16 protein-coding genes, 2 tRNA genes, 3 rRNA genes and 2 pseudogenes are annotated in these 26,478 nt (G+C 41.6%); 17 read left to right on the forward strand and 6 right to left on the reverse strand.

Annotated features, from left to right (window positions below; genetic code table 11):
- The 4 genes from dnaA (at position 1) to gyrB (ending at position 6,270) form a co-directional block, all read left to right on the forward strand.
- A complete protein-coding gene (dnaA, locus tag ABLB98_RS00005; RefSeq protein ID WP_087537333.1) occupies positions 1-1,404 on the forward strand; it encodes a chromosomal replication initiator protein DnaA in 1,404 nt (467 codons plus the stop codon).
- A gap of 90 nt (positions 1,405-1,494) precedes the next feature.
- Positions 1,495-2,643: a DNA polymerase III subunit beta gene (dnaN, locus tag ABLB98_RS00010; RefSeq protein WP_005158909.1), complete on the forward strand. Its 1,149-nt coding sequence runs from the start codon at positions 1,495-1,497 to the stop codon at positions 2,641-2,643.
- Between the two features lie 27 nt (positions 2,644-2,670).
- Entirely contained in the window at positions 2,671-3,753 is a 1,083-nt protein-coding gene (recF, locus tag ABLB98_RS00015) for a DNA replication/repair protein RecF (RefSeq protein ID WP_348883323.1), read from the forward strand.
- 48 nt (positions 3,754-3,801) lie between these two features.
- Positions 3,802-6,270 (forward strand): DNA topoisomerase (ATP-hydrolyzing) subunit B, encoded by a 2,469-nt coding sequence (gene gyrB, locus ABLB98_RS00020; protein WP_348883325.1) that lies wholly within the window; start codon positions 3,802-3,804, stop codon positions 6,268-6,270.
- Positions 6,271-6,383: 113 nt separating this feature from the next.
- Here gyrB and ABLB98_RS00025 read toward each other — a convergent pair whose 3' ends face one another.
- Both ABLB98_RS00025 and ABLB98_RS00030 read right to left on the reverse strand, forming a co-directional pair.
- The gene (locus ABLB98_RS00025; protein WP_348883326.1) at positions 6,384-6,941 is read right to left on the reverse strand and encodes a VTT domain-containing protein; all 558 of its coding nucleotides are present in this window, start codon (positions 6,939-6,941) and stop codon (positions 6,384-6,386) included.
- Positions 6,942-7,253: 312 nt separating this feature from the next.
- The gene (locus tag ABLB98_RS00030) at positions 7,254-9,182 is read right to left on the reverse strand and encodes an ATP-binding cassette domain-containing protein (protein WP_348883327.1); all 1,929 of its coding nucleotides are present in this window, start codon (positions 9,180-9,182) and stop codon (positions 7,254-7,256) included.
- 212 nt (positions 9,183-9,394) lie between these two features.
- On the opposite strand from ABLB98_RS00030, the gene ABLB98_RS00035 reads away from it, so the two are divergent.
- A complete protein-coding gene (locus ABLB98_RS00035) occupies positions 9,395-10,402 on the forward strand; it encodes a putative solute-binding protein (protein ID WP_348883328.1) in 1,008 nt (335 codons plus the stop codon).
- Between the two features lie 44 nt (positions 10,403-10,446).
- Positions 10,447-10,746: pseudogene (locus ABLB98_RS00040) on the forward strand (putative solute-binding protein); the annotation flags it as partial.
- 46 nt (positions 10,747-10,792) lie between these two features.
- Here the strand turns inward: ABLB98_RS00040 and ABLB98_RS00045 are convergent.
- Positions 10,793-11,539, reverse strand: coding sequence for an IS5-like element ISAba31 family transposase (locus ABLB98_RS00045; RefSeq protein WP_004645384.1), 747 nt, complete (start codon positions 11,537-11,539; stop codon positions 10,793-10,795).
- 79 nt (positions 11,540-11,618) lie between these two features.
- On the opposite strand from ABLB98_RS00045, the pseudogene ABLB98_RS00050 reads away from it, so the two are divergent.
- The 5 genes and pseudogenes from ABLB98_RS00050 to erpA form a co-directional block, all read left to right on the forward strand.
- A pseudogene (locus ABLB98_RS00050) lies at positions 11,619-12,317 on the forward strand (putative solute-binding protein); the annotation flags it as partial.
- A 217-nt stretch (positions 12,318-12,534) separates the two neighbouring features.
- Entirely contained in the window at positions 12,535-13,536 is a 1,002-nt protein-coding gene (locus ABLB98_RS00055) for a putative solute-binding protein (protein WP_348883709.1), read from the forward strand.
- Positions 13,537-13,753: 217 nt separating this feature from the next.
- Positions 13,754-14,761: a putative solute-binding protein gene (locus ABLB98_RS00060; protein ID WP_005158934.1), complete on the forward strand. Its 1,008-nt coding sequence runs from the start codon at positions 13,754-13,756 to the stop codon at positions 14,759-14,761.
- Between the two features lie 282 nt (positions 14,762-15,043).
- The gene (locus ABLB98_RS00065; RefSeq protein ID WP_348883710.1) at positions 15,044-16,048 is read left to right on the forward strand and encodes a putative solute-binding protein; all 1,005 of its coding nucleotides are present in this window, start codon (positions 15,044-15,046) and stop codon (positions 16,046-16,048) included.
- 122 nt (positions 16,049-16,170) lie between these two features.
- Positions 16,171-16,506 carry an iron-sulfur cluster insertion protein ErpA gene (gene erpA, locus ABLB98_RS00070; RefSeq protein ID WP_348883711.1) on the forward strand — a complete coding sequence of 112 codons (336 nt, stop codon included), beginning with the start codon at positions 16,171-16,173 and terminating at the stop codon, positions 16,504-16,506.
- A 49-nt stretch (positions 16,507-16,555) separates the two neighbouring features.
- Here the strand turns inward: erpA and ABLB98_RS00075 are convergent, their stop codons facing one another.
- A complete protein-coding gene (locus ABLB98_RS00075) occupies positions 16,556-17,683 on the reverse strand; it encodes an anhydro-N-acetylmuramic acid kinase (RefSeq protein ID WP_348883712.1) in 1,128 nt (375 codons plus the stop codon).
- A gap of 61 nt (positions 17,684-17,744) precedes the next feature.
- Here ABLB98_RS00075 and tyrS point away from each other — a divergent pair, with 61 nt between their 5' ends.
- The 6 genes from tyrS to rrf all read left to right on the forward strand — a co-directional run bounded on the left by tyrS (position 17,745) and on the right by rrf (position 24,893).
- Complete coding sequence (gene tyrS / locus ABLB98_RS00080; protein WP_348883713.1) at positions 17,745-18,977, forward strand: tyrosine--tRNA ligase; 1,233 nt, start codon at positions 17,745-17,747, stop codon at positions 18,975-18,977.
- 501 nt (positions 18,978-19,478) lie between these two features.
- Positions 19,479-21,015: ribosomal RNA gene (locus ABLB98_RS00085) — 16S ribosomal RNA — on the forward strand.
- A 59-nt stretch (positions 21,016-21,074) separates the two neighbouring features.
- Positions 21,075-21,151: transfer RNA gene (locus ABLB98_RS00090), tRNA-Ile, on the forward strand.
- A 51-nt stretch (positions 21,152-21,202) separates the two neighbouring features.
- A tRNA-Ala gene (locus ABLB98_RS00095) sits at positions 21,203-21,278 on the forward strand.
- A 413-nt stretch (positions 21,279-21,691) separates the two neighbouring features.
- Positions 21,692-24,583: ribosomal RNA gene (locus tag ABLB98_RS00100) — 23S ribosomal RNA — on the forward strand.
- A 195-nt stretch (positions 24,584-24,778) separates the two neighbouring features.
- Positions 24,779-24,893 (forward strand): 5S ribosomal RNA (gene rrf / locus ABLB98_RS00105).
- The 16S, 23S and 5S rRNA genes sit together here with 2 tRNA genes alongside, the layout of an rRNA operon.
- A gap of 66 nt (positions 24,894-24,959) precedes the next feature.
- On the opposite strand, the gene ABLB98_RS00110 is transcribed toward rrf, so the two are convergent.
- Complete coding sequence (locus ABLB98_RS00110; RefSeq protein WP_348883695.1) at positions 24,960-25,505, reverse strand: type 1 glutamine amidotransferase domain-containing protein; 546 nt, start codon at positions 25,503-25,505, stop codon at positions 24,960-24,962.
- Positions 25,506-25,832: 327 nt separating this feature from the next.
- Positions 25,833-26,375, reverse strand: coding sequence for an NAD(P)H-dependent oxidoreductase (locus ABLB98_RS00115; protein ID WP_348883694.1), 543 nt, complete (start codon positions 26,373-26,375; stop codon positions 25,833-25,835).
- Between the last annotated feature and the right edge of the window lie 103 nt (positions 26,376-26,478).

Genomic DNA, 26,478 nt, shown 5'->3' on the forward strand with positions numbered 1-26,478 from the left:
ATGCTCTGGACAGACTGCTTAACTCGCTTGCGACAAGAGCTCTCTGACAACGTCTTTGCGATGTGGATTCGTCCTTTGGTTGCTGAAGAAGTTGACGGTGTGATGCGTTTATATGCACCTAACCCATATTGGACACGTTATATTCAAGACAACCATTTAGAGTTAATTTCAATTCTTGCTGAGCAATTGTCGGAAGGTCGAGTACGTCAGGTTGAAATCTTGGTTGATTCGCGTCCAGGTACTATTTTGTCTTCTCATGAGCAACCTGCAACCACGACCGCGGCTTTAGGTAACACTTCAACCACTCCAATCGTTCCTATTAAAGCTAAGAAAGAAACTGATTTGGTGCAACCAAGTCAAAATGTCGCGAAAATACCAAAGAAAAGACAACTCAACCCATTATTTACATTCTCTTTATTTGTTGAAGGTCGTTCTAACCAAATGGCTGCTGAGACTTGCCGTAAGGTATTAACCCAATTAGGCGCATCTCAGCACAATCCTTTATTTTTATATGGTCCAACAGGTTTGGGTAAAACACACTTGATGCAAGCCGTAGGGAATGCACTTTTACAAGCCAAACCGAATGCACGTGTCATGTATATGACCTCGGAAAGTTTTGTACAAGACTTTGTCAGTTCATTGCAGAAAGGTAAGGTTGAAGAGTTTAAGAAAAATTGTCGTTCTTTAGATTTATTGTTGGTTGATGATATTCATTTGCTTGCTGGTAAAGAAGCAAGCCTTGTTGAATTCTTTTATACATTCAATGCTTTACTGGATGAATCTAAACAAATTATTTTAACCTCAGACCGTTATCCAAAAGAACTCACGGAATTGGATCCGCGTTTGGTTTCTCGATTCTCTTGGGGATTATCTGTTGGTGTTGAGCCACCAGATATTGAAACACGTATCGAAATTTTGCTAAAAAAAGCTGAAAATAGTGGGGTAGATTTGCCACGAAATTGTGCTTTATTCATTGCACAACAAGTGGTCGCAAACGTTCGTGAACTTGAAGGTGCCCTCAATAAGGTGGTGGCTATCTCACGTTTTAAAGGCACTGCGATTGATTTGGATGTGGTGCGTGAGTCATTAAAAGATGTTTTAGCGATTCGTGCACGCACCATTAGTGTGGAAAATATTCAGCGCGTCGTCAGTGAATATTTCCGTATCCCATTAAAAGAATTAATTGGACCTAAACGCACCCGTATTTATGCACGTCCACGCCAATTAGCGATGGGGCTAGCCCGAGAGCTGACAGGGGATAGTTTTCCTGAGATTGGAATGGCATTTGGTGGTCGTGATCATAGTACCGTGATGCATGCCTGTGAAAAAGTGGTTAGCTTGCGCGAACAAGATCCAATTTTTAATGAAGATTATAAAAACTTACTTCGTCTGTTACAAAGTTAATCTATTTTTCAGAGTTGCAAACTACTTTTAAGTGCAGCATAGTACACTGCTAACATTCATATCAGCTTCTGTTGTAAGAGGAATAAAATCGTGCGTTTGAAAATCGCTAAAGAAAGTTTAGTCAATGTTTTATCACATGTGGTGGGGGCTGTTGAGCGTCGCCATACCTTGAATATTCTTTCAAATGTCAAAATTCAAACCACTCAACAGGCCTTAACGATTACGGGTTCTGATTTAGAAGTTGAATTAGTCGCAAGCACAACTTTATCTGAAGGTGCTTGTTTAGAGGTGGGTGAAACAACTGTTCCTGCACGTAAACTCGTTGAAATCTGTAAATCCCTTCCCACAGCAGCCTTGATTGATTTGCAAATAACAGAAGACCAACGCTGTATTTTAAAATCAGGCAATAGCCGTTTCGTATTAGGTACCCTTCCAGCAGAAGATTATCCATTACTCACGACTGACAATAGTCAAGGTACTCAGGTTCAAGTCACTCAGCGTGAATTAAAACGTTTATTTGAAAAAACAGCCTTTGCGATGGCAGTTCAAGATGTACGTTTTTACTTAACTGGTACTTTGTTGGAAATTGATCAAAATCAATTGCGTACAGTAACAACAGATGGTCATCGTTTAGCTTTGTGTGAAGTTGCTGCTTCATCAACTGCATCGGCACCGATTCAAGCGATCGTACCTCGTAAAGCGGTTGGAGAGTTACAACGTTTACTGAGTATTGAAGACGAACAGTTGACTGTGTTGATTGGACGTGAATTGTTGAATGTCACCATCAATACGCCAAGCCGTGATAAAGAGCAGGGCGATATTACCGTGCGTTTCACCACTAAACTAATTGATGGAAAGTTCCCTGATTATCGCCGTGTGATTCCTAAAAATGGTGACAAGCATGTCTTTATTGCTCATGATGTCTTTAAGCAATCTTTACAACGTGTGGCGATTCTAAGTAATGAAAAACTTCGTGGTGTTTTCTTGAATTTTAATCAAGATTCATTGCAGTTGCGTGCCAATAACCCAGAACAAGATGAGGCGGTTGAAGATATTGCAATTCAATATCAAGATGCACCTTTAGAAATGTCATTCAATGCGCAATATATCCTTGAAGTACTTGGTGTGCTGGATGGTGATGACGTGAAAATGAGCATGAGTGAAGCCAATCAGTCGGTGCTTGTTCAAGATCCAGCGCATCCTGATCAAACTTATGTCGTGATGCCAATGCGAGTTTAATGACGATTGATGTTTGAGTTTTAAAGCATGCAAATCACGCGTTTAAATATCGAACGTGTACGTAATTTAAAGACGGTTGCACTCCATGAGTTGCAACCGTTTAATATTTTTTACGGCGCAAATGGTTCTGGAAAAACGTCAGTTCTAGAGGCTATTCATTTACTGGCAACAGGGCGTTCATTTCGCACCCATATTCCAAAACATTACATTCAATATGAAGCAGGGGATGCGATTGTTTTTGCGCAATCTGCCACTGAACGTATTGGCATGCAAAAGCTGGCTTCGGGCGAACAGGTGATGAAGGTCAATGGCGATACCATTGCGACTCAAGGTCAACTGGCAAAATTATTACCTTTACAGCATATCGATCCACAAAGTACCGATATTATTGATCATGGCGCAAAGCCAAGACGACAGTTATTAGATTGGTTAATGTTCCACGTGGAACCTGAATTCTATTTTGCATGGCAGTATTATTCTCGGGCACTCAAACAACGTAATAGTTTACTCAAAACACGGCGTAATCTGACTTTGGCTGATTTAGAGCCTTGGAATAAAATGCTCAGTGATTATGGTGAAATGTTGCATTCACAGCGGGTCAGTATTGTTGAGCAATGGAAGCAATTTTTCCATGAAGATTTAAAAATACTGCTACCTAATCTTGATATAGAACTGGAATACAATCCTGGTTTTCATACTGAGCAAGGTCTATTGCAAGACTTGGTTCAACAGCATCAAAAAGATCTGGATCGGCGTTATACTGAGTATGGTCCGCATCGTGCTGATTTGCGTTTAAAAACGCCTTTTGGCAATGCTGATGATGTACTCTCTCGTGGGCAAAAAAAGTTGTTAATCATGGCATTAAAACTGTCACAAATTGCAATGCTACATGCGAGTAATAAGGAAACTGTGGTATTATTAGATGATCTGACAGCAGAGTTAGATGAGACCGCACAACAACGGTTAATTGAGCGATTGAGTCAGTTAGGAAGTCAAGTTTTTATGACCACCTTAGACCATGCGTCGGTATTAAAACACTTACAGGATTTGTCGATTTCTTTTCAATTATTCCACGTTGTTCACGGTCAAGTCAGTCTTGCTGCACCATAATTTTATTTCCTCATTTTTGGATAGATTAATATTTACTAGGGAGTAACCATGAGTTCAGAGTCTCAATCAGTCTCTCAAACAGAACAAACAAATGAAAAGGCTTATGATTCCTCTAGTATTAAAGTATTACGTGGATTAGACGCGGTTCGTAAACGTCCTGGTATGTATATCGGTGACACTGATGACGGTACAGGTTTACACCATATGGTGTTTGAGGTGGTGGATAATGCCATCGATGAAGCTTTAGCAGGACATTGTGATGAAATTTTAGTCACGATCCATGAGGATGAGTCGGTCAGCGTATCCGATAATGGTCGTGGTATTCCAACCGACATTCACCCTGAAGAGGGGATATCTGCGGCAGAAGTGATTTTGACCATTCTGCATGCGGGTGGTAAGTTTGATGATAATAGCTATAAGGTGTCAGGCGGTTTACACGGTGTAGGCGTTTCAGTTGTAAATGCTTTATCAAAAAAATTACAACTTACAATTTATCGTGCTGGACAGATTCACGAGCAAGAATATCGGCATGGTGATTCACAATATCCATTACGTGTGATTGGTGAAACAGATAAATCGGGTACAACGGTTCGTTTTTGGCCAAGTGAGCTAACGTTTAGCCAAACCATTTTTAGTGTCGATATTTTGGCACGTCGTTTAAGAGAGCTATCTTTCTTGAATGCAGGTGTTCGAATCGTTTTACGTGATGAGCGTGTCAATCTTGAGCATGTTTATGACTATGAAGGCGGTTTATCTGAATTCGTTAAATATATTAACGAAGGTAAACACCATTTGAATGATATTTTTCATTTTACCGTTGCTGCTGACAATGGTATTGGGGTTGAAGTTGCGTTGCAGTGGAATGATAGTTATCAGGAAAATGTACGTTGCTTTACCAATAACATTCCGCAAAAAGATGGTGGTACACACCTTGCAGGTTTCCGTGCAGCATTGACTCGTGGCTTAAACAGCTACATGGAAAATGAAAGTTTATTGAAAAAAGAAAAAGTTGCTGTCACAGGTGACGATGCACGTGAAGGTTTAACTGCAATTATTTCAGTGAAAGTACCTGACCCTAAATTCTCTTCACAAACCAAAGAAAAATTGGTTTCGAGTGAAGTAAAACCTGCGGTAGAGCAGGCCATGAACAAAGAGTTTTCTGCTTATTTACTGGAAAATCCACAAGCAGCGAAATCGATTGCAGGTAAGATTATTGATGCAGCGCGTGCGCGTGATGCGGCGCGTAAAGCACGAGAAATGACTCGTCGTAAGAGTGCATTAGATATTGCTGGTTTACCGGGTAAATTGGCAGACTGTCAGGAAAAAGACCCAGCATTGTCTGAATTGTATTTAGTCGAGGGTGACTCTGCGGGCGGTAGTGCGAAACAAGGTCGTAACCGTAAAATGCAGGCGATTTTGCCGTTGAAAGGTAAAATCTTGAACGTTGAACGTGCGCGCTTTGATAAGATGATTTCAAGTCAAGAAGTTGGTACGCTCATCACTGCTTTAGGCTGTGGGATTGGACGTGAAGAATACAATCCAGACAAATTGCGTTATCACAAAATCATTATCATGACCGATGCGGACGTGGATGGTTCACATATTCGTACCTTGTTATTGACCTTCTTCTTCCGTCAAATGCCAGAATTGGTTGAGCGTGGATATATTTATATTGCACAGCCACCATTGTATAAGTTGAAGAAAGGTAAGCAAGAACAGTACATCAAAGATAATGATGCACTTGAAACCTACCTAATTTCTAATGCGATTGATGAACTTGCATTACATGTCAGCGCTGAAGCACCAGCGATTAATGGTGCAGCATTAGCGAGTGTGATTGCGGATTATCAGGTGTCACAGAAGAGCTTACAACGCCTCACTCAACGCTATCCTGCAAGTTTATTGGATGGTTTACTTGAGCTAGATGCATTTAAAACAGATCACAATCATGAACGTGACTATGTTGAATCATGGGCTGAGCAATTACGTGTTGCAATTGAAAAGTTACAACCAAGCTTACGTGCTGAGATTACATTAGAAACGTTTGAACGTGAAAATGCACAAGGTGAGAAATCAGCACATTATTGGCCACGTGTCACTGTCTATGTACATAACTTACCGCATTCGTATTTACTCGATGCTGGTCTGTTAAATTCTGCTGAATATGCGCGTTTATTGAAGAATTCGAAGAGCTGGTTTAAGTTACTTGAAGAAGGAGCTTATCTGCAAAAAGGCGAGCGTCGTATTCAGGTAAGTAATTTCCATCAAGTATGGCAACATATTTTACAAGACTCGCGCCGTGGCATGATGATCCAACGCTATAAAGGTTTGGGTGAGATGAATGCCGAGCAGCTTTGGGAAACGACGATGGATCCTGAAAATCGAAATATGTTGCAAGTGACCATTGATGATGCCATTGAAGCAGATCGTATGTTCTCTTGTTTGATGGGTGATGATGTAGAACCACGTCGTGCCTTCATCGAAGAAAATGCACTAAATGCGGATATTGATGCTTAATTAAATTAATGTGAGATTTAGTTTGTATTATTTCTCTCGTATATAAGAAAAAGGCGATGCTTGATGCATCGCCTTTTTCTTATATGAAGGTTTCACGTGGAACATTCCGTTGATTAGGTTTCAACTAAATCGCTGACTTGAATGAGTGCATGTCCAAATAAATAACCAGCAGTAACCAGCACACTAATCCATAATAGCGCGCCTAAGATATTATAAATTACGAAATGGGTATAATTCATAGCACTAGAACCAGCGGCTAAAGGCGCAAAAGAACGTGCAAATGGGATAAAACGAGCCAATAGAATAGTTTTCCCGCCATGTTTTAAGAAAAATGTATTAGTTTTCTTTAGATATTCTTGTTTGATAAATCGAGATTCCATATTAAAAATTCGGTCACCAACATGACGACCAATGTGATAATTCACCATGTAGCCTAAAGCCGCAGCTATAAAAAGTAAGCTAATCATATAACCCAAATGCATAAATTCAATAACTGAACATAAAGCGCCTACGGTGAGTAAAAGACTATCGCCTGGTAAAAAGAACATAAACACAAAGGCGGTTTCTGAAAAGATAATCAAAAATAGGATCGCATAAATCCATAAGCCATATTCTTGAATTAAAATGGGAAGAATATGTTCAAAGTTAAAAATAAAATCTAAAGAATTCATTCAGTTTGTATGATCCAAAATCGAGTACTCACCAAATTGAAGTACAAAAATATAAAATGAACTTAGTTCTCGATGTGCATTTAAAAGTAATAACTTTAAAATGATAAGGTTGAGTATATCTAGCCTGAACCTAAAGCTCAATTTTATGAGAAAATTCCAATTTAGACCTGATCTGAAATGATTGGCAGAATCATGGCACTTTTATCGGTATTCTTATTATTTTTTTAGTCTCTAAGCAAATCGTAATGTCGTTATTTATTCTTCTATGATTAGAAAAAGCCTAATTCCCAAAAAGAGAATTAGGCATTTATTTTAAACTTCAAAAGAACTTTCTAACTCTTCAAGCTCCATCATCAACTCTAACAGTTGTTCTTCGTACTGTTCCAGCTTAGATTTTAGCTCAGTTTGTTCATTCATTAGCTTAATCAAATCATCTTTACGATGAGCTTCATACAGAGTGCTGTCTGCTAATGCATTTTCAATTGCAGCTAAGCGTGGCTGAATCTTTTCAATTTGAGTTTCAGCTTTCTCAATATTTTTTCGAATAGGACGAGTTATTTCACGACGACGAGCCGCTTCTTTACGTTGCGCTTCTTTGTCAACTTTAGCTGCTGTATTTTGAGATGCTACCGATTGTTGCTGTACTGCATTCTGTGAATTAATGAGCTGTTGGCGCGCTTCACGTAACCACTTCGCATAGTCTTGTAAATCACCCTCAAACTCCGTACATTTTCCTGCATGTACTAAAAGTAGATCATCACAGACACTGGCGATCAGTTGACGTTCATGTGAAACTAAGACCACTGCACCATCGAAATCTTGTAGAGCCATACTTAAAGCATGGCGCATATCTAAGTCTAAATGGTTGGTCGGTTCATCTAGAATTAAAACATTTGGGCGCTGCCATACGATCAGCGCCAAAGCTAAGCGAGCACGTTCGCCACCTGAAAAGCTTTCACACGGCGTATCCATACGTTCGCCACTAAAGCCAAATCCACCTAAAAAAGCACGCAATGCGGCTTCACTGATCTTTTTATCAGCAATACGAGCCAATTGTAGCATTGGACTGGCATTGGCATCTAAAGCATCCATCTGGTGCTGAGCAAAATATCCAATATTGAGTAATTCTGAGGCTTTACGTTCGCCAGCAAGTAATGGTAAATCACCCACTAAAGTTTTGATCAGCGTTGATTTACCCGCGCCGTTCATCCCTAGTAAACCAATACGAGAACTTGGAGTAATTTGCAGGCGAATTTTTTCAGCAATCATTTTATCGCCATAACCAATAGTCGCTGCATCTAAACTCAGCAAGGGTGAACTCATTTTGGTGGGTTCACGGAAACTAAAGGTAAATGGCGTATCGACATGAGCAGGTGCAAGTTGTTGCATGCGTTCCAACTGTTTGATACGGCTTTGCGCTTGGCGAGCCTTAGTTGCTTTGGCTTTAAAGCGATCAATAAATTTTTGCAGATGGGCGCGCGTTTCTTGTTGCTTTTCAAAAGCCTGTTGTTGTTGTGCTAAGCGCTCGCTACGTGTCGTTTCAAAGGTAGAGTAGTTGCCTGTATATAAAGTTAATTCTTGATTTTCAATATGAAGAATATGATCCGTAATTGCATCGAGAAAATCACGGTCATGCGAAATCAGCACCAATGTTCCTTCATAGGCTTTAAGCCAATCTTCTAGCCATAAGATGGCGTCTAAGTCCAAATGGTTGGTTGGTTCATCTAATAACAGTAAGTCTGAACGACTCATTAAGGTGCGTGCAAGATTTAAACGCATCCGCCAACCACCAGAGAAGCTTGCGACATTTAAACGGATTTGATGGTCAAGAAATCCTAAACCTGCCATTAATTGGGCTGCTTTCGCAGGTGCTGCATAACCATGAATTTCATCAAATCGACCATGTAATTTGGCTAAATCATCATTACTCAGTTGATCTGGATGAGCTAATTTTTCTTGAATGTCCCAATATTCTTCGTCACCAGACAAAACAAAATCAATTGCTGGCATTTCTAAGGCTTTAATTTCCTGAGCCATGTGTGCCACAGTCCAAACCGCTGGACGAGTTAGATTCCCTTCATCTGCAACCAAGTCACCTAAGAAAGCAGCAAATAGTGTTGATTTGCCTGCGCCATTCACGCCAGTAAGACCAATTTTCCAGCCAGGATGAAGCTGCATCGATGCTTTTTGAAATAGAACTCGCCCACCACGGCGTAATGAAACTTGGTCAAATTGAATCATGAGTATGCAAAATAGCGAAGAGATAGCTGCATTTTAAGGTGATCGCCCATGAATGCAAATTTTTATATTACAGATCAAACTGATCGAATTAAATCATTCTACCAATAAAAAAAATAGAGTAAAAGCTCTATTTTTGTGATGCAAATCAGATTATTATTTAGTTTTAGTGAAAAATAAGCAACAAGATTAAAAGTATAGTGACAGGATCAGGGATGAACAAAGCAATTCTTGCCGTGGGGGCAATGCTGATGTTGGGGGGAAGTATGCAGGTCAATGCAGATACTAAAATTTGTGTTTTTGACTTGTTGGGAAAATCTGGCGAGGCCTATAAGGCGATGGAGGAATGGGCTTTGGCGGCCAAAACATGGCGCAGTGACATCACTTTACTGGGTTATCAAAATGAAGCTCAGGCCCAGAATGATTTCGAGCAGGGCAAATGTGATGGTGTGTACATGACATCTATGCGTGCGCGGAGTTATAACAAATTTGCAGGTTCTGTCGATGCGATTGGTGCTGTACCGAGTTATGCAATTGCACAAAAAGCCATTAGTTTTGCCTTAGATAAGCGTAATCAACGTCGTCTGACCAGTAGTATAGGTAATCAGGTCTACGAAGTTGTCGGTATATCACAAATTGGTCTGGCTTATATTTTCGTTAAAGATAAAAAAATGGATACCATTGAGCACATCAAAGGTAAAAAATTTGCTGTTCTCGGCTATGATGAAGCACAAAAAATCGTTGTTAAAAGCTTGGGTGGGCAAGCAGTCCTTTCGGACATTTCCGATATCGCTAAAAAATTTAACAATGGCCAAGCCGATATTATGGCCGCACCAGCTTATGCCTATAAACCATTAGAACTCTTTAAAGGTTTGGGACATGAGGGGGCAATTATTACTTTTCCAGCTGTCAACATGACCATGGACCTGATCATTCGTCCTGAAAAATTCTCCAGTGGTTTTGGCCAACATTCGAGGGCCTGGTTCATTAACCGCCTCAATACCAACTTTGCCCTGATTCAGCGGATTGAAGCGGAATTACCCGCCAAATATAAAATGAATCTGAGCAATGAGGACAGGACGCGTTATCAGCAAATCCTACGTGAGGCACGTATTGGTTTGACCTCACGAGGTATTTATGATGCCACCATGATGAACGTGCTCAAGCGTGCGCGCTGTACGGTGGATCGGACCAGTTTTGAATGTTCACTGGGTGGTGAATAGATTTTAAATTTTTGATGATTAAATAATTCTATAGGGAGAATGTAATGAATAAAGGATTATTCGCTTTAGCTGCTGCAACATTGTTCAGCGTTGCGGGTCAAACTCAGGCAAAACAAAAAATTTGTGTGTTTGATCCGATGGGAAAAGCGGGAGAAGTGTATAAAGTCGCGGAGGAATGGGCGCTGGCTGCACAGGTTTGGCAAGCCAAGATTCAGTTGGTTCCCTATAAGGACGAAGCCAAGGCACAGAATGATTTTGAAGCTGGTGAGTGTGAGGGAGTATATATGACCTCCATGCGCGCCCGTAAATACAATAAGTTTGCAGGTTCAATAGATGCAATTGGTGGTGTGATCAATAGGGTCTGTTGACATTTACTGTTCATAATTAACCCTATAAAGGTAGCCATAAAAATATACAGGCTAAAGCAACAGAACTTTGATAATTTCTTTTGAGCTTGTCATATCGAGTAGCTATTCCTCTAAATTGCTTTAATCTACAAAACATATTTTCAACTAAATGCCTGATTTTATATAAATACCAGTCCATATGGTCATTGTTCGATTGGCTATTTGTTTTCTTTGGTATATTCGCTTTAGTCCCTGTTTTCCTGATCTGTTCACGCAGTGGTTCTGAATCATAGCCTTTATCTGCACATACCACTTTTGTCTCTTTTAAATCTAATGTTGATATTAAATCAGGTGCAACTTTAACATCATGTGTGGTTCCATCGGTAATCATGAAATCAATAGGATTGCCATGTGCATCAACAATCAAATGTATTTTTGAGGAGTTTCCTCCTACACTTTTAGAAATAGATTGATTCGCTATGCCGGCAGAATGTTGATGAGCACGTACATGAGAGCCATCAATAAAAATCCACTCCATATCGGGGCATGAGGCTAGTAATTTGAATAATCTAAGTAACTTACCGCTGCTTGACCAACGATTAAAACGTTTGAAAATAGAGTTTGAATGACCAAAACAACAAGGAATATCTCGCCACGGACAGCCTGTTCTAATTCTATAGAGAATAGCTTCAATAAAATTGCGTAAATTTGAGTTGTGGTGAATGGATAAATTACGCAGAATAACTTTCAACTTTTGCCAGTGTTGATCTGTCAGCATGGTACGAGGCATAGCGAATAGTAAAATTGGGTTCGGCGATTTGATTTTACTACTTCGCTATTTTTTTAAGCTAAAAGTGTCAACACACCCTAATCAGGTGGCAAAAAAAGCGATCCATTTTGCGTTGGATAAGCGTAATAAACGCCGTCTGATCACAACAATAGATGGAGATACCTTTGAGGTTGCAGGGATTTCCCAGTTTGGTCTGGCCTATATTTTTGTACATGATAAAAGTATCAACTCGCTTGCTAAAGCCAAAGGCAAAAAATTTGCTTATCTGAAACATGATGATGCACAAAGGAAAATTCTTGAAGCAATCGGAATGGTTGGGTTGCCATCAGACGTTTCTGATTTTGCCAAAAAATTTAATGCCAATCAGGCCGATGTGATTGCATCGCCTGCCTATGCCTATAAAGCTCTGGAAATTGAGAAAGGACTGGGAACAATAGGGGCAATGTTTGACAACGTTCCTGTTGTGAATATTACGATTGAGTTGATTATTCGCCCAAATTCTTTTCCCGCAGGTTTCTCTCTGAATTCACGGGAATGGTTTATACAACAAATTCCAACAAGTTTTGCCATGATTAAACGGCTTGAGGATGCCATTCCAACAAAATATAAATATTCGATTTCTAAGCAAGAAGTTGAGAATTATGAAAAACTTTTCAGGGAGCAACGAATCCGTTTTACCAAAGATGGTATTTATGACCCAGTGATGATGGGCGTGTTGAAACGGGCACGTTGTTCAGTGGAAAGAACCCGTTTTGAATGTTCATTGGGAGGTGAATAAAAATCTGAATCCAGATTGAATTGTGTGGTGATTTGAACAAATCATTTGATAGGGAAAATAGATATTTTATCAATGAGTAAAATGTGATGAGTACTATTAAAAATCAGTAAAACCCGATGTATGTAAATAAAAGGACTAGGCTTTTAGTTAAGATCTGACTATATTCGTCTCTCGGTGGTGGAAAAATATGCAAAAACAGCAAATAAGGGAAAACAAAATGAAAAAAGGACTTTTGGCATTGAGTGCTGCGACTCTATTTGTCATGACTACTCCTGTACAGGCAAAACAAGAAATTTGTGTATTTGATCTATTGGGAAAAGCTGGCGAGTCTTACAAACTTGTTGAAGAGTGGAAGCTTGCCTCAAAAACATGGCAAGCTGATGTTGAGCTGATCCCTTATCAAGATGAAGAAAAAGCGGAGAAAGATTTCGATGCGGGTAAATGTGACGGGGTTTATATGACTTCGATGCGAGCTCGTAAATATAATAAATTTGCAGGATCTGTTGATGCTATAGGCGCGGTGACTAGCAATGCGATTGCACAGAAAGCAATTACTTATGTGCTTGATAAGCGTAACCAACACCGTTTAACTGCAACAACCAATGGTGAGAAATACGAAGTTGTTGGTATTATTCAAGTTGGCTTAGCCTATACTTTCGTACGTGATAAAAATATAGATACGATTGAAAAGGCCAAAGGCAAAAAATTTGCGTATTTACATTATGATCAAGCGCAAAAAACGATTGTTGAAAGCATAAATCTTGTTGCTGTACCCTCTGATATTTCAGATTTTGTGAAGAAGTTTAATAGTGGTCAGGTAGATGTAATTGCTGCACCAGCATATGCATATAAACCTTTAGAAATTAGTAAAGGTTTAGCAAATGGCGCATTATTTAATTTTCCAGTTGTGAACATCACGGGGGATTTAATTATTCGCCCTGGGCAATTCCCAAGTGGTTTTGGTACCCAATCTCGACAATGGTTCGTGAACAAATTGCCAAGTAACTTCGCAATGGTACAGCGTTTAGAAGCGGGTATGAATGCGAAAAGAATTACATTGTCTAGTGAAGATAAAATTCGCTATCAAAAAATGTTGCGTGATGGACGAATGAACTTGACCAGACAAGGGGTCTATGACGCCAGCATGATGAACGTCCTTAAACGAGCACGTTGTACGGTTGAACGCACTAACTTTGAATGTTCTTTGAGTGGCGAATAGTTATAGTTTTTGTTCCTGAATTTATAAATTGATTAACGAAAGTCATCACTTATCACAAATATGTTTATGAAAATAAGTGAATGAGATAAAAACAGGACAAAAAGTAAACATTATTGACATAAAAATAGAGCACAAGCTCTATTTTTTTTTGAAAAACATGATTAATATTTGCTTCGAACAAGGAGACAAACATAAAGTTTGTGGAAGGATGAAAAATATGAAAAAAATTGCGTTAGCTATTGCAGCAACTTCGATCTTAGGTGTATCTGCTTCTACTCAAGCAGCAATTGATGTGTGTGTATTCGACTTATTAGGAAAGTCAGGTGAATCATACAAAATGATGCAGGACTGGGCACTTGCAGCAAAAGGCTGGGGCGCTGATGTAAACCTTCTTGCAATCACAGATGAACAAGTCGCTGATAATAACTTTAAAGCGGGTAAATGTGCTGCTGTAGCAATGACAGCAATGCGTGCTCGTCCATATAACAAGTTTGCGGGTTCTATTGACTCTTTAGGTGGTGCGCCAAGTAATGAAATCGCTCAACGTGCGATCACTTATGTTCTAGATCAACGTAATGCAGCAAAAATGGTAACTAACCTTGGTGGTAATAAATACGAAGTTGGTGGTATTGCTCCATTAGGTGCGGCTTATATTTTCGTGCGTGATAAGAGCATTAACTCAATCGAAAAAGCAGCGGGTAAAAAATTTGCAGTATTGGGTTATGATGACGCGCAAAAAATTATGGTACAACGCGTAGGTGCACAAGCTGTACTTTCTGATATTTCTAACTTTGCTGCTAAATTTAACAATGGCCAAGTAGATATGGTAGGTGCTCCTGCTTATGCATATAAGCCATTAGAGTTGAGCAAAGGCTTAGGTGCTAACGGTGCGATGTTTAACTTCCCAGTGTTACAAGTGACTGCGGATCTTGTGTTACGCCCAGAAAAATTCCCAGCTGGTTTTGGCCAAAAATCTCGTGATTATTTTGTGAAGCAACTTCCAAAATCTTTCGCAATGATCAAGCGTTATGAAGCTGAAATTCCAGCAAAATACAAAATGAACTTAACTGCTGAAGACAAGTTAAAATATCAAAAATTAATGCGTGATGGTCGTTTAGATATGACTAAACGTGGTATTTATGATGCTAGTATGATGTCAGTATTGAAGAAAGCACGTTGTTCAGTAGACAAAGCGAACTTTGAATGTGCATTACCTGGTGAATAATCATCAAATGCTATAAAAGCAACTTAAAGCCTAGATTTTTCTAGGCTTTTTGTTTTTAAGTGCTTGTCATTTAAGTCATTGTCTTTATATAGAAATATCGCAATCATACTCATATAAAAACAAATGAAATCGAGAAGATTTAAAATATGTTTTAATCAGGAAGATTAAAAACGACTGTATTTAAACATATATTCATTTGAAGACCTTATTAGGATAGAACGTTGCTCTTCATATACGTAAATGTTTCGCAACAAAACAATATAGATGCAAAGGAAAAATAATATGCAATGGTTTAAGCCTTTACTACTTGCAACAGGCATAGCAACTGTCTCTGTTGCAGCTCAAGCAAAACAAACAATGTGTGTATTTGACATCGTAGGTAAAAGCGGCGATGTATATGCACTAATGAAAGATTATCAGCTTGCAGCTAAAACTTGGGGTGCAGATATTGAACTCAAAGTAGCGACGAATGAAGCTGTAATTGCTGAAGATTTTAAAGCAGGGAAATGTGATGGCGTCAGTATCACAGGTATGCGAGGCCGACAATTCAATCCATTTACAGGCTCATTAGATGCAATTGGTGCTATCACCGACCTTAAGCTTGCTGTCAAAGTGATGCAAGGGTTAGCCAGTCCAACTTTTGCCAAAGCGATGGTGAATGGCAAATATGAAGTGGCTGGTGTGATTCCGATTGGTGATGCATATTTATTAGTAAATGACCGTAATATCAATACCGTTGCAAAAGCTGCAGGTAAAAAAATTGCGGTTTTAGACTATGATGAAGCACAAAAAATTATGGCTTCACAAGTGGGTGCTCAAGCTATAAGTTCAGATATCACTAATTTTGGTGCTAAATTTAATAATGGTCAGGTTGACATCATAGGTGCACCTGCTGCCGCGTTTAAACCATTAGAACTTTACAAAGGTTTAGGTACTAAAGGGGCGATTGTCAATTACCCAATCTTGCAGGTGACAGGCAACCTGATTATCCATCCTGATAAATTCCCTGCTGGTTTTGGTCAAAAATCAAGGGAATGGGTGAAGGCACAGTTACCACGTGCTTTTGGCATACTTGGCAAGATGAAAGCGGATATTCCACAAAAATACTGGATGGAAGTTCCTGCGGCTGACAAGCCTGGCTACCAAAAGCTGATGCGTGAAGCGCGTATCAACCTGACTGCAAAGGGCATTTATGACAAGCGTATGATGAAATTGCTATGGCAATTCCGTTGTCGTGAAGATGCCAAGAACTTTGAGTGTGCGCTACAAGATGAAAACTATAAATAATCCTGTAAAAAGTCTTTAAACACACTTTAAACTTCAGATACAGACCCGATATTGAGTATGCTATACTGAATATCGGGTCTTTTATTTATGAAAGACGTATTGAAGTCTGAGGAATATCTACCATGAATGCCCAAGCTCTTGAATTGTCAGATAATGCTGCCAACAAAGTTCGCCAATTACGCGAAAGTGAAGGGAATAACGACTTGATGTTACGTGTTTATGTAACGGGTGGTGGATGCTCAGGCTTTTCTTATGGTTTTAATTTCGCTGAAAGTGTTAATGAAGATGATGCTGAATTTAGCAATGGCGACGTTAAAATGTTAGTTGATTCACTTAGCTATCAATACTTGGTTGGTTCAGTGGTTGATTATCTTGAAGGACTGGAAGGTTCTCGCTTCGTGGTACAAAACCCGAATGCAACGACAACTTGCGGTTGTGGATCATCTTTCTCGATTTAATAGATTCTAAAGATAAAAAAGCTTCTCAATTTGAGAAGCTTTTTATTGTTTATACCATCGTAATCGTACCTAAAATACGATCACCCGATGCACCTGTTACAGCGGGTAAATTCCCACTCAGTTGTTCAACGAAACGCATGGCTAACCATGCAAACGCCGTCGCTTCGACCCATGTCGGTGCTAAGCCAAGGGCATCCGTGGTTTGTACTGACCAATTGTGTTTGCGTAAGCGCCAACGTAATTGTTCCAATAAATAAGAATTATAAGCACCGCCGCCACAAACGTAGAGTTCGCCTGTTTCCATGCTAGAACGATAGACTGCTTTTTGAATTGCCCTTACGGTAAGTTTCAGTAAGGTCGCTTGAATATTTTCAGGTGTATCTTCGAGTTCGTCATAGGTTAAATCATTGCGCCAATCGATTAGTTGATCATCTAACCAATCAATATTAAAGTCTTCGCGACCTGTACTTTTTGGAGGTTCTTTCGAAAAGTATTCGTGTGAGTGCAATCGATCTAATAGGGAACGTATTGGATGGCCATAAGCAGCCCAGTCGCCATTTTCATCGTATGGATGCCCTGTATGGCGATGACACCATGCATCCATTAACATATTTGCAGGGCCTGTATCAAAGCCATAAACACCGTCAAGGTCATTTGCAGGCAACATACTGACATTGGCAATACCGCCTAAATTCAAAATGACACGATGGATACTGTCATGCTGAAACAAAGCTTGATGGAAAGCTGGTACTAAAGGAGCACCCTGTCCACCAGCCGCCATATCACGACGACGGAAATCAGAAACCACAGGGAGTTGAGTAATTTCAGTGATGATATTTGGATCACCAATTTGCAGGGTAAAGCCATGTTCAGGGCGATGGCGAATGGTCTGCCCATGTGAACCGATGGCCTTAATTTGGCTACGATCTATATTGTTCCTTTCAATCAGCGTATTAATCCCATGTCCAATCATTTGTGCCAAAGCGACATCGGCTTTACCCATACGATCAATTTCATTGTCGTCAGGAAGCGTTAAAGCCATTAATTCATCGTGTAATTCAGGCTCAAAAGGCACAGTCAGTGTGGCATGTAGTGTTAAAGGGTCAAATGAACTTGCAACAATATCAACACCATCCATGCTCGTGCCTGTCATTACACCAATATAGATCGCGCTCATATACAACTTATCCTGCAAGATGCTGAAAAAATGTTAGTATATCGCACAAATTGAATAACTGATGTGTTTAGGTTTTGTGATGTCAAATTTCTTGCCAGCCGAAGAACAGCTTGCTCTCATCCAACGAGGCACGCACGAGATTATCTCAGATGAAGATTTATTGAAAAAACTGAAAGAGAATCGTCCACTCCGTGTAAAAGCAGGCTTTGACCCAACGGCTCCTGATTTACACTTAGGACATACGGTTCTAATCAATAAATTAAAAACATTCCAAGATTTGGGACATGAGGTTACTTTCTTGATTGGTGATTATACCGCAATGATCGGTGATCCAACAGGCAAAAGCGCAACACGTCCGCCGTTGTCACAAGAGCAAGTACTTGCCAATGCCAAGACTTATCAAGAACAAGTTTTTAAAATTTTAGATCCAAATAAAACCAAAGTTCGTTTTAACTCAGAATGGTTTAGCCAAAAAACTGCAGCTGATTTAATTCAATTGGCAAGTCAGCAAACTGTATCACGTATGTTGGAACGTGATGACTTTACCAAGCGCTATAACAACCACCAGCCAATCGCAATCCATGAGTTTTTATATCCACTGGTACAAGGCTATGACTCGATTGCGCTTGAAGCAGATGTTGAGTTAGGTGGAACAGACCAAACTTTTAACTTGCTCATGGGACGTACTTTACAAGGTCGTTACGGTCAAGAATCACAAGTCTGCATCACTGTACCGATTCTTGAAGGTTTAGATGGCGTCAATAAGATGTCTAAATCTTTAGGCAACTATATTGGTGTATTTGATACCCCAGGCGCAATGTACCAAAAAATCCTGTCAATGCCAGATAGCTTGATTGAACGCTACTTTGATTTACTCAGCTTTAAGTTACTGGATGAAATCAAAGTCTTGCTGGATGAAATGGCTGCGGGTCGCAATCCACAGGAAATCAAACGTATCTTGGCACTTGAGCTGGTGGAGCGTTTCCATGATGCAGAAGCGGCTGAAAATGCACACAAGAGCGCGGGTAACCGTGTCACAGAAGGCGAAGTACCTGAAGATACACCAGAAGTGACGATTTCTCGTGGCGAGTTTGGTGGTGAGTTATTTATTGCCACAATTCTTCGTGTTGCTGGTTTAAACCCAAATGCAGCTGCTGCAAAAGATGCCGTGGGTCGTGGTGCGGTTAAAGTTGACTGGAATGTGGTTGATATGAGCTTCTCTGTAAAAGAGAATGTCACTTTAATCATCCAATCGGGTAAAAAAGCGATTGCTCGTGTGACTTTTACTGATTAAATCACAATGGAAAAAATAAAGAGCAGGCCATTAGCCTGCTTTTTATACGTAAATAGCTGATAAAAACAACGAAAACACTAATTTTGTAGAAAAAAGAAACATGCAAAAGAAAATAATAAAAAAGGGGGTTGTGTTGGGTGGGGAATGGTGTAGAATGCACATCCATCGGCGGTGATGCAGATAAAAACTTGTTGAGAAACAAGGATTTGGCTAGATTGGTTAGGTTCTTGGGTTGGTTGGTGAGTTTTAAGAATATCGAAATTACCTGTTGACTTTAATTTAGATTAGAGTAATATAGCCGACCTAGCTTGATGATGACGAATCATCGAGAAGATCATTAAGAGAATAGAAGAACAACTTGTGTGGATTTTTACTGGTTGATCGATCGAAAATATTTCATTGATTGAATGGTAGAAATTACTCGAAGTTTATTTGAGCGAATTTTTAGTCAGAAAATTGATGAGCCAGATTTAGTACTTTTAGTAAAGTACAAATGATTTTAAACTGAAGAGTTTGATCATGGCTCAGATTGAACGCTGGCGGCAGGCTTAACACATGCAAGTCGAGCGGAGATGAGGTGCTTGCACCTTATCTTAGCGGCGGACGGGTGAGTAATGCTTAGGAATCTGCCATTTAGTGGGGGACAACATTCCGAAAGGAATGCTAATACCGCATACGTCCTACGGGAGAAAGCAGGGGATCTTCGGACCTTGCGCTAAATGATGAGCCTAAGTCGGATTAGCTAGTTGGTGGGGTAAAGGCCTACCAAGGCGACGATCTGTAGCGGGTCTGAGAGGATGATCCGCCACACTGGGACTGAGACACGGCCCAGACTCCTACGGGAGGCAGCAGTGGGGAATATTGGACAATGGGCGGAAGCCTGATCCAGCCATGCCGCGTGTGTGAAGAAGGCCTTTTGGTTGTAAAGCACTTTAAGCGAGGAGGAGGCTACCTAGATTAATACTCTGGGATAGTGGACGTTACTCGCAGAATAAGCACCGGCTAACTCTGTGCCAGCAGCCGCGGTAATACAGAGGGTGCGAGCGTTAATCGGATTTACTGGGCGTAAAGCGTGCGTAGGCGGCTGATTAAGTCGGATGTGAAATCCCTGAGCTTAACTTAGGAATTGCATTCGATACTGGTCAGCTAGAGTATGGGAGAGGATGGTAGAATTCCAGGTGTAGCGGTGAAATGCGTAGAGATCTGGAGGAATACCGATGGCGAAGGCAGCCATCTGGCCTAATACTGACGCTGAGGTACGAAAGCATGGGGAGCAAACAGGATTAGATACCCTGGTAGTCCATGCCGTAAACGATGTCTACTAGCCGTTGGGGCCTTTGAGGCTTTAGTGGCGCAGCTAACGCGATAAGTAGACCGCCTGGGGAGTACGGTCGCAAGACTAAAACTCAAATGAATTGACGGGGGCCCGCACAAGCGGTGGAGCATGTGGTTTAATTCGATGCAACGCGAAGAACCTTACCTGGCCTTGACATACAGAGAACTTTCCAGAGATGGATTGGTGCCTTCGGGAACTCTGATACAGGTGCTGCATGGCTGTCGTCAGCTCGTGTCGTGAGATGTTGGGTTAAGTCCCGCAACGAGCGCAACCCTTTTCCTTACTTGCCAGCATTTCGGATGGGAACTTTAAGGATACTGCCAGTGACAAACTGGAGGAAGGCGGGGACGACGTCAAGTCATCATGGCCCTTACGGCCAGGGCTACACACGTGCTACAATGGTCGGTACAAAGGGTTGCTACCTAGCGATAGGATGCTAATCTCAAAAAGCCGATCGTAGTCCGGATTGGAGTCTGCAACTCGACTCCATGAAGTCGGAATCGCTAGTAATCGCGGATCAGAATGCCGCGGTGAATACGTTCCCGGGCCTTGTACACACCGCCCGTCACACCATGGGAGTTTGTTGCACCAGAAGTAGGTAGTCTAACCGCAAGGAGGACGCTTACCACGGTGTGGCCGATGACTGGGGTGAAGTCGTAACAAGGTAGCCGTAGGGGAACCTGCGGCTGGATCACCTCCTTAACGAAAGATTGACGATCGGTAAGAATCCACAACAAGTTGTTCTTCGAAGATGTATCTGAGGGTCTGTAGCTCAGTTGGTTAGAGCACACGCTTGATAAGCGTGGGGTCACAAGTTCAAGTCTTGTCAGACCCACCAATCTGCAACAAAGCTAGAGATTAAGATATATCGTTCATTAAGTGATAAGCTGGGGACTTAGCTTAGTTGGTAGAGCGCCTGCTTTGCACGCAGGAGGTCAGGAGTTCGACTCTCCTAGTCTCCACCATGAATTAAAAGAGTTTGTAAAAACGAAATTAATTCAAAGCTAAATAGATTATAGAGTTTAATGAATAAAAAGATTAAGTAATTGATCTTGGTTTATTAATCTCTGTGATTTATCACAGTTTACTGCAAGCTGACGAGGCTGTAGTTAATCATTAACAGATTAGAAAATTGAGTCTGAAATAAATTGTTCACTCAAGAATTTAAGTTGATCGAAGTAATTTGATTGATTTAAACATATTGAGAACTAGCAAAAACACTGAATCAAGCGTTTTGGTATATGAATTTAGATTGAAGCTGTACGGTGATTAAGTTCACGAAGCAACAAACTGGATGAGAGCGATGTAAGTTGAAAAACGAGCATAGCAATCTGTCCTAACCTTACTTGTAAGGGTTAGCGACTGTTTGGGGTTGTATAGTCAAGTAATTAAGTGCATGTGGTGGATGCCTTGGCAGTCAGAGGCGATGAAAGACGTAATAGCCTGCGATAAGCTCCGGGGAGGCGGCAAATATCCTTTGATCCGGAGATTTCTGAATGGGGGAACCCACCCGCTATAAGGCGGGTATCATAAGCTGAATACATAGGCTTATGAAGCGAACGAGGGGAAGTGAAACATCTCAGTACCCTTAGGAAAAGAAATCAATTGAGATTCCCTTAGTAGCGGCGAGCGAACGGGGATCAGCCCATTAAGTTGTGTGTGTTCTAGTGGAACGCTCTGGGAAGTGCGAACGTAGAGGGTGATATTCCCGTACACGAAAGGGCACACACAATGATGACGAGTAGGGCGAGGCACGTGAAACCTTGTCTGAATATGGGGGGACCATCCTCCAAGGCTAAATACTCCTGACTGACCGATAGTGAACCAGTACCGTGAGGGAAAGGCGAAAAGAACCCCTGTGAGGGGAGTGAAATAGATCCTGAAACCGCATGCATACAAGCAGTGGGAGCCGACTTGTTCGGTGACTGCGTACCTTTTGTATAATGGGTCAGCGACTTATATTCAGTAGCGAGGTTAACCGTATAGGGGAGCCGTAGAGAAATCGAGTCTTAATAGGGCGTATAGTTGCTGGGTATAGACCCGAAACCAGGCGATCTATCCATGAGCAGGTTGAAGGTTGGGTAACACTAACTGGAGGACCGAACCCACTGTCGTTGAAAAGCCAGGGGATGACTTGTGGATAGGGGTGAAAGGCTAATCAAGCCTGGTGATAGCTGGTTCTCCCCGAAAGCTATTTAGGTAGCGCCTCGGACGAATACCATTGGGGGTAGAGCACTGTTTCGGCTAGGGGGTCATCCCGACTTACCAAACCGATGCAAACTCCGAATACCAATGAGTACTATCCGGGAGACAGACTGCGGGTGCTAACGTCCGTAGTCAAGAGGAAAACAATCCAGACCGCCAGCTAAGGCCCCAAAATCATAGTTAAGTGGGAAACGATGTGGGAAGGCATAGACAGCTAGGAGGTTGGCTTAGAAGCAGCCACCCTTTAAAGAAAGCGTAATAGCTCACTAGTCGAGTCGGCCTGCGCGGAAGATGTAACGGGGCTAAAACTATGTGCCGAAGCTGCGGATGTATACTATGTATACGTGGTAGGGGAGCGTTCTGTAAGCCGATGAAGGTGTGTTGAGAAGCATGCTGGAGGTATCAGAAGTGCGAATGCTGACGTGAGTAACGACAAAACGGGTGAAAAACCCGTTCGCTGAAAGACCAAGGGTTCCAGTCCAACGTTAATCGGGGCTGGGTGAGTCGACCCCTAAGGCGAGGCCGAGAGGCGTAGTCGATGGGAAATTGGTTAATATTCCAATACTTCTGTGTAATGCGATGAGAGGACGGAGAAGGTTAAGTCAGCCTGGCGTTGGTTGTCCAGGTGGAAGGTTGTAGGCATGTATCTTAGGCAAATCCGGGGTACTCTATGCTGAGAGCTGATAGCAAGCTGTACTTGTACAGTGAAGTGGCTGATACCATGCTTCCAGGAAAAGTCTCTAAGCTTCAGTTACACAGGAATCGTACCCGAAACCGACACAGGTGGTCAGGTCGAGTAGACCAAAGCGCTTGAGAGAACTCTGCTGAAGGAACTAGGCAAAATGGTACCGTAACTTCGGGAGAAGGTACGCTGCTGACGGTGATGGGACTTGCTCCCTGAGCGGTTGGCAGCCGCAGAAACCAGGCCGCTGCAACTGTTTATTAAAAACATAGCACTCTGCAAACACGAAAGTGGACGTATAGGGTGTGATGCCTGCCCGGTGCTGGAAGGTTAATTGATGGGGTTAGCGTAAGCGAAGCTCTTGATCGAAGCCCCAGTAAACGGCGGCCGTAACTATAACGGTCCTAAGGTAGCGAAATTCCTTGTCGGGTAAGTTCCGACCTGCACGAATGGCATAATGATGGCGGCGCTGTCTCCAGCAGAGGCTCAGTGAAATCGAAATCGCTGTGAAGATGCAGTGTACCCGCGGCTAGACGGAAAGACCCCGTGAACCTTTACTGCAGCTTGACATTGAACTTTGACCTTACTTGTGTAGGATAGGTGGGAGGCTTTGAAGTTGGAACGCTAGTTCCAATGGAGCCGTCCTTGAAATACCACCCTGGTAATGTTGAGGTTCTAACTCTGCCCCGTAATCCGGGGCGAGGACCATGTCTGGTGGGTAGTTTGACTGGGGCGGTCTCCTCCTAAAGAGTAACGGAGGAGTACGAAGGTGCGCTCAGCGTGGTCGGAAATCACGCGTAGAGTATAAAGGCAAAAGCGCGCTTAACTGCGAGACCCACAAGTCGAGCAGGTACGAAAGTAGGTCTTAGTGATCCGGTGGTTCTGTATGGAAGGGCCATCGCTCAACGGATAAAAGGTACTCTGGGGATAACAGGCTGATACCGCCCAAGAGTTCATATCGACGGCGGTGTTTGGCACCTCGATGTCGGCTCATCTCATCCTGGGGCTGAAGCAGGTCCCAAGGGTATGGCTGTTCGCCATTTAAAGAGGTACGCGAGCTGGGTTTAGAACGTCGTGAGACAGTTCGGTCCCTATCTACCGTGGGCGCTGGAAATTTGAGAGGATCTGCTCCTAGTACGAGAGGACCAGAGTGGACGAACCTCTGGTGTACCGGTTGTGACGCCAGTCGCATCGCCGGGTAGCTATGTTCGGAAGGGATAACCGCTGAAAGCATCTAAGCGGGAAGCCTACCTCAAGATAAGATTTCCCTAGGAATTTATTCCTCTAAAGAGCCGTTCGAGACTAGGACGTTGATAGGTTGGGTGTGGAAGCACGGTGACGTGTGAAGCTGACCAATACTAATTGCTCGTGAGGCTTGACTATACAACACCCAAACAGTTGTTGTATTCAAGATAAATTCAATACACAACTTGATTTAGTGTGAAAACTAGTTAAAATGCTGAACACAAAGTTAGACTCAATATCTAATCCGTTAATAACTCTTTGGTTCGTAAGTAAGGCAGACATGAAGTGAAAACACAACATGATCAATAAGACCCCAAAACACCACAACAGTTTGCTGGCGACAATAGCAAGAGTGAACCACCTGATCCCTTCCCGAACTCAGAAGTGAAACCTCTTAGCGCTGATGGTAGTGTGGCACTTGCCATGTGAGAGTAAGTCATCGCCAGCTTTTAAATATAAATACCCCCTCCGCTAATGCAGAGGGGGTGTTTTTTTATCTAAACAATGCAGAATTTTACAAGCTGTTCAGTTCGCTTAGGATCACCTCATTAAACTGGGGGATGTCATCTGGGCAGCGAGCAGTAATGAGTACCCAGCCCCCTGTATTACAGCGTTTAACAGCTGCATCTGTCCAATGTGCGCCTGCATTTTCTAGATCGAGGCGGATACTTTTATAAGAGGTCAGGTTTTTATCGTTGATTCGCTCGGCATTAATCAAGCTCCAGGGTGCATGGCAAATGGCGGCAATCGGTTTGTTTTGATCGGTGAAATATTGAATGATCCTATGCGCATGTTCATTGAGACGGAGGGTGTCTGCATTGACTGTACCACCAGGAATGACCAGAATATCGTAGTCTTCCACAGAGACCTGCTCCAAAGAAGTCTGTGGAGGGTAGCTTGGCCCAGGTTCTTTATCACTTTTTACCGTTTGTACAGGTTCCATCTTTTCGGCGGCATGTATGACTTCAATTCCCTTGCCTTTTAAAAATTCCAGTGGCTGAATCAGCTCATCATGCTCTACGCCTACATTTGAGGTGATAAATAATGCCTTTTTAACCATTGTGAAATTCCTCAATATTATTTTGTTTCTAGGTTAACAATGCAAAAGCCTGAAAAGTGTAGGGTTTTCATCGGCGGATTGTATCTCGATGGATACGCTGTCAAATTTTGTTACATAGTGAAAATAATAAAAAAAGAAGCCCCATCATCCTGACGGGGTTTCTTCATATTCAGTTTATTGTCGTTTATTTCCTTTAAACAACTACATCCTGTGCATCTTGTTGTTCTGAATGAGACTTCCTGTCTCTCTATGATTGATAGATTAAAGCTAAAGTTGATGGCAGTATATTGGTTAAAGACCCTGATTATTGTACGTTTAAGCTGACATCTATCTTACATGATATTTTTGTAGCTTTTCAATGATGGCTTTGAGTGTCTTAATTTCAAATTCATTTGCCTCAAAGGTTTCTGTTTGGTTTCGTTTAAAAATATCTCGGATTTCAAGAACCGCATTAGAATCAACCAGCCCAAGTTGTGTACCTACCTGACGGATTTGATCAATTGAACGTGAGCCATTGGTTGAACCATATCCAATATAAGCAGCAGATTTGCCTTGCCATTCTTTACCGAGATAGTCCAAGGCATTCTTGAGTGCTGGACTATAGCCATGATTATATTCAGGGCTAATCAAGATAAATGCCTGTGCCTGCGCAATTTTATCTGCCCACTGCTGTTGTTTAGGTTGATCATAAATACCAGAAGCTGGAGGATGAGTACCTGCAAATAAAGGTAAGTCCCACTCTTTAAGATCGATGATTTCGGTTTGAATATCTTTCAATGCGAGTTCAGTTGTCGCTTGTTGTACCCAATTTGCGACTTTGATCGCTGTACGACCTTCCCGAACACTACCAACAATAATATAAATGAGCATATTGAAATTCCTATGTGTTATTGCTTTGATTTTAAAAATGAATACTTTTAATGATCTTATACTTTTCTTTAGCGTAAAAAAAAGCTCTCATTTGAGAGCTTTT

The organism is Acinetobacter yuyunsongii, assembly GCF_041021915.1.
Lineage (GTDB): Bacteria > Pseudomonadota > Gammaproteobacteria > Pseudomonadales > Moraxellaceae > Acinetobacter.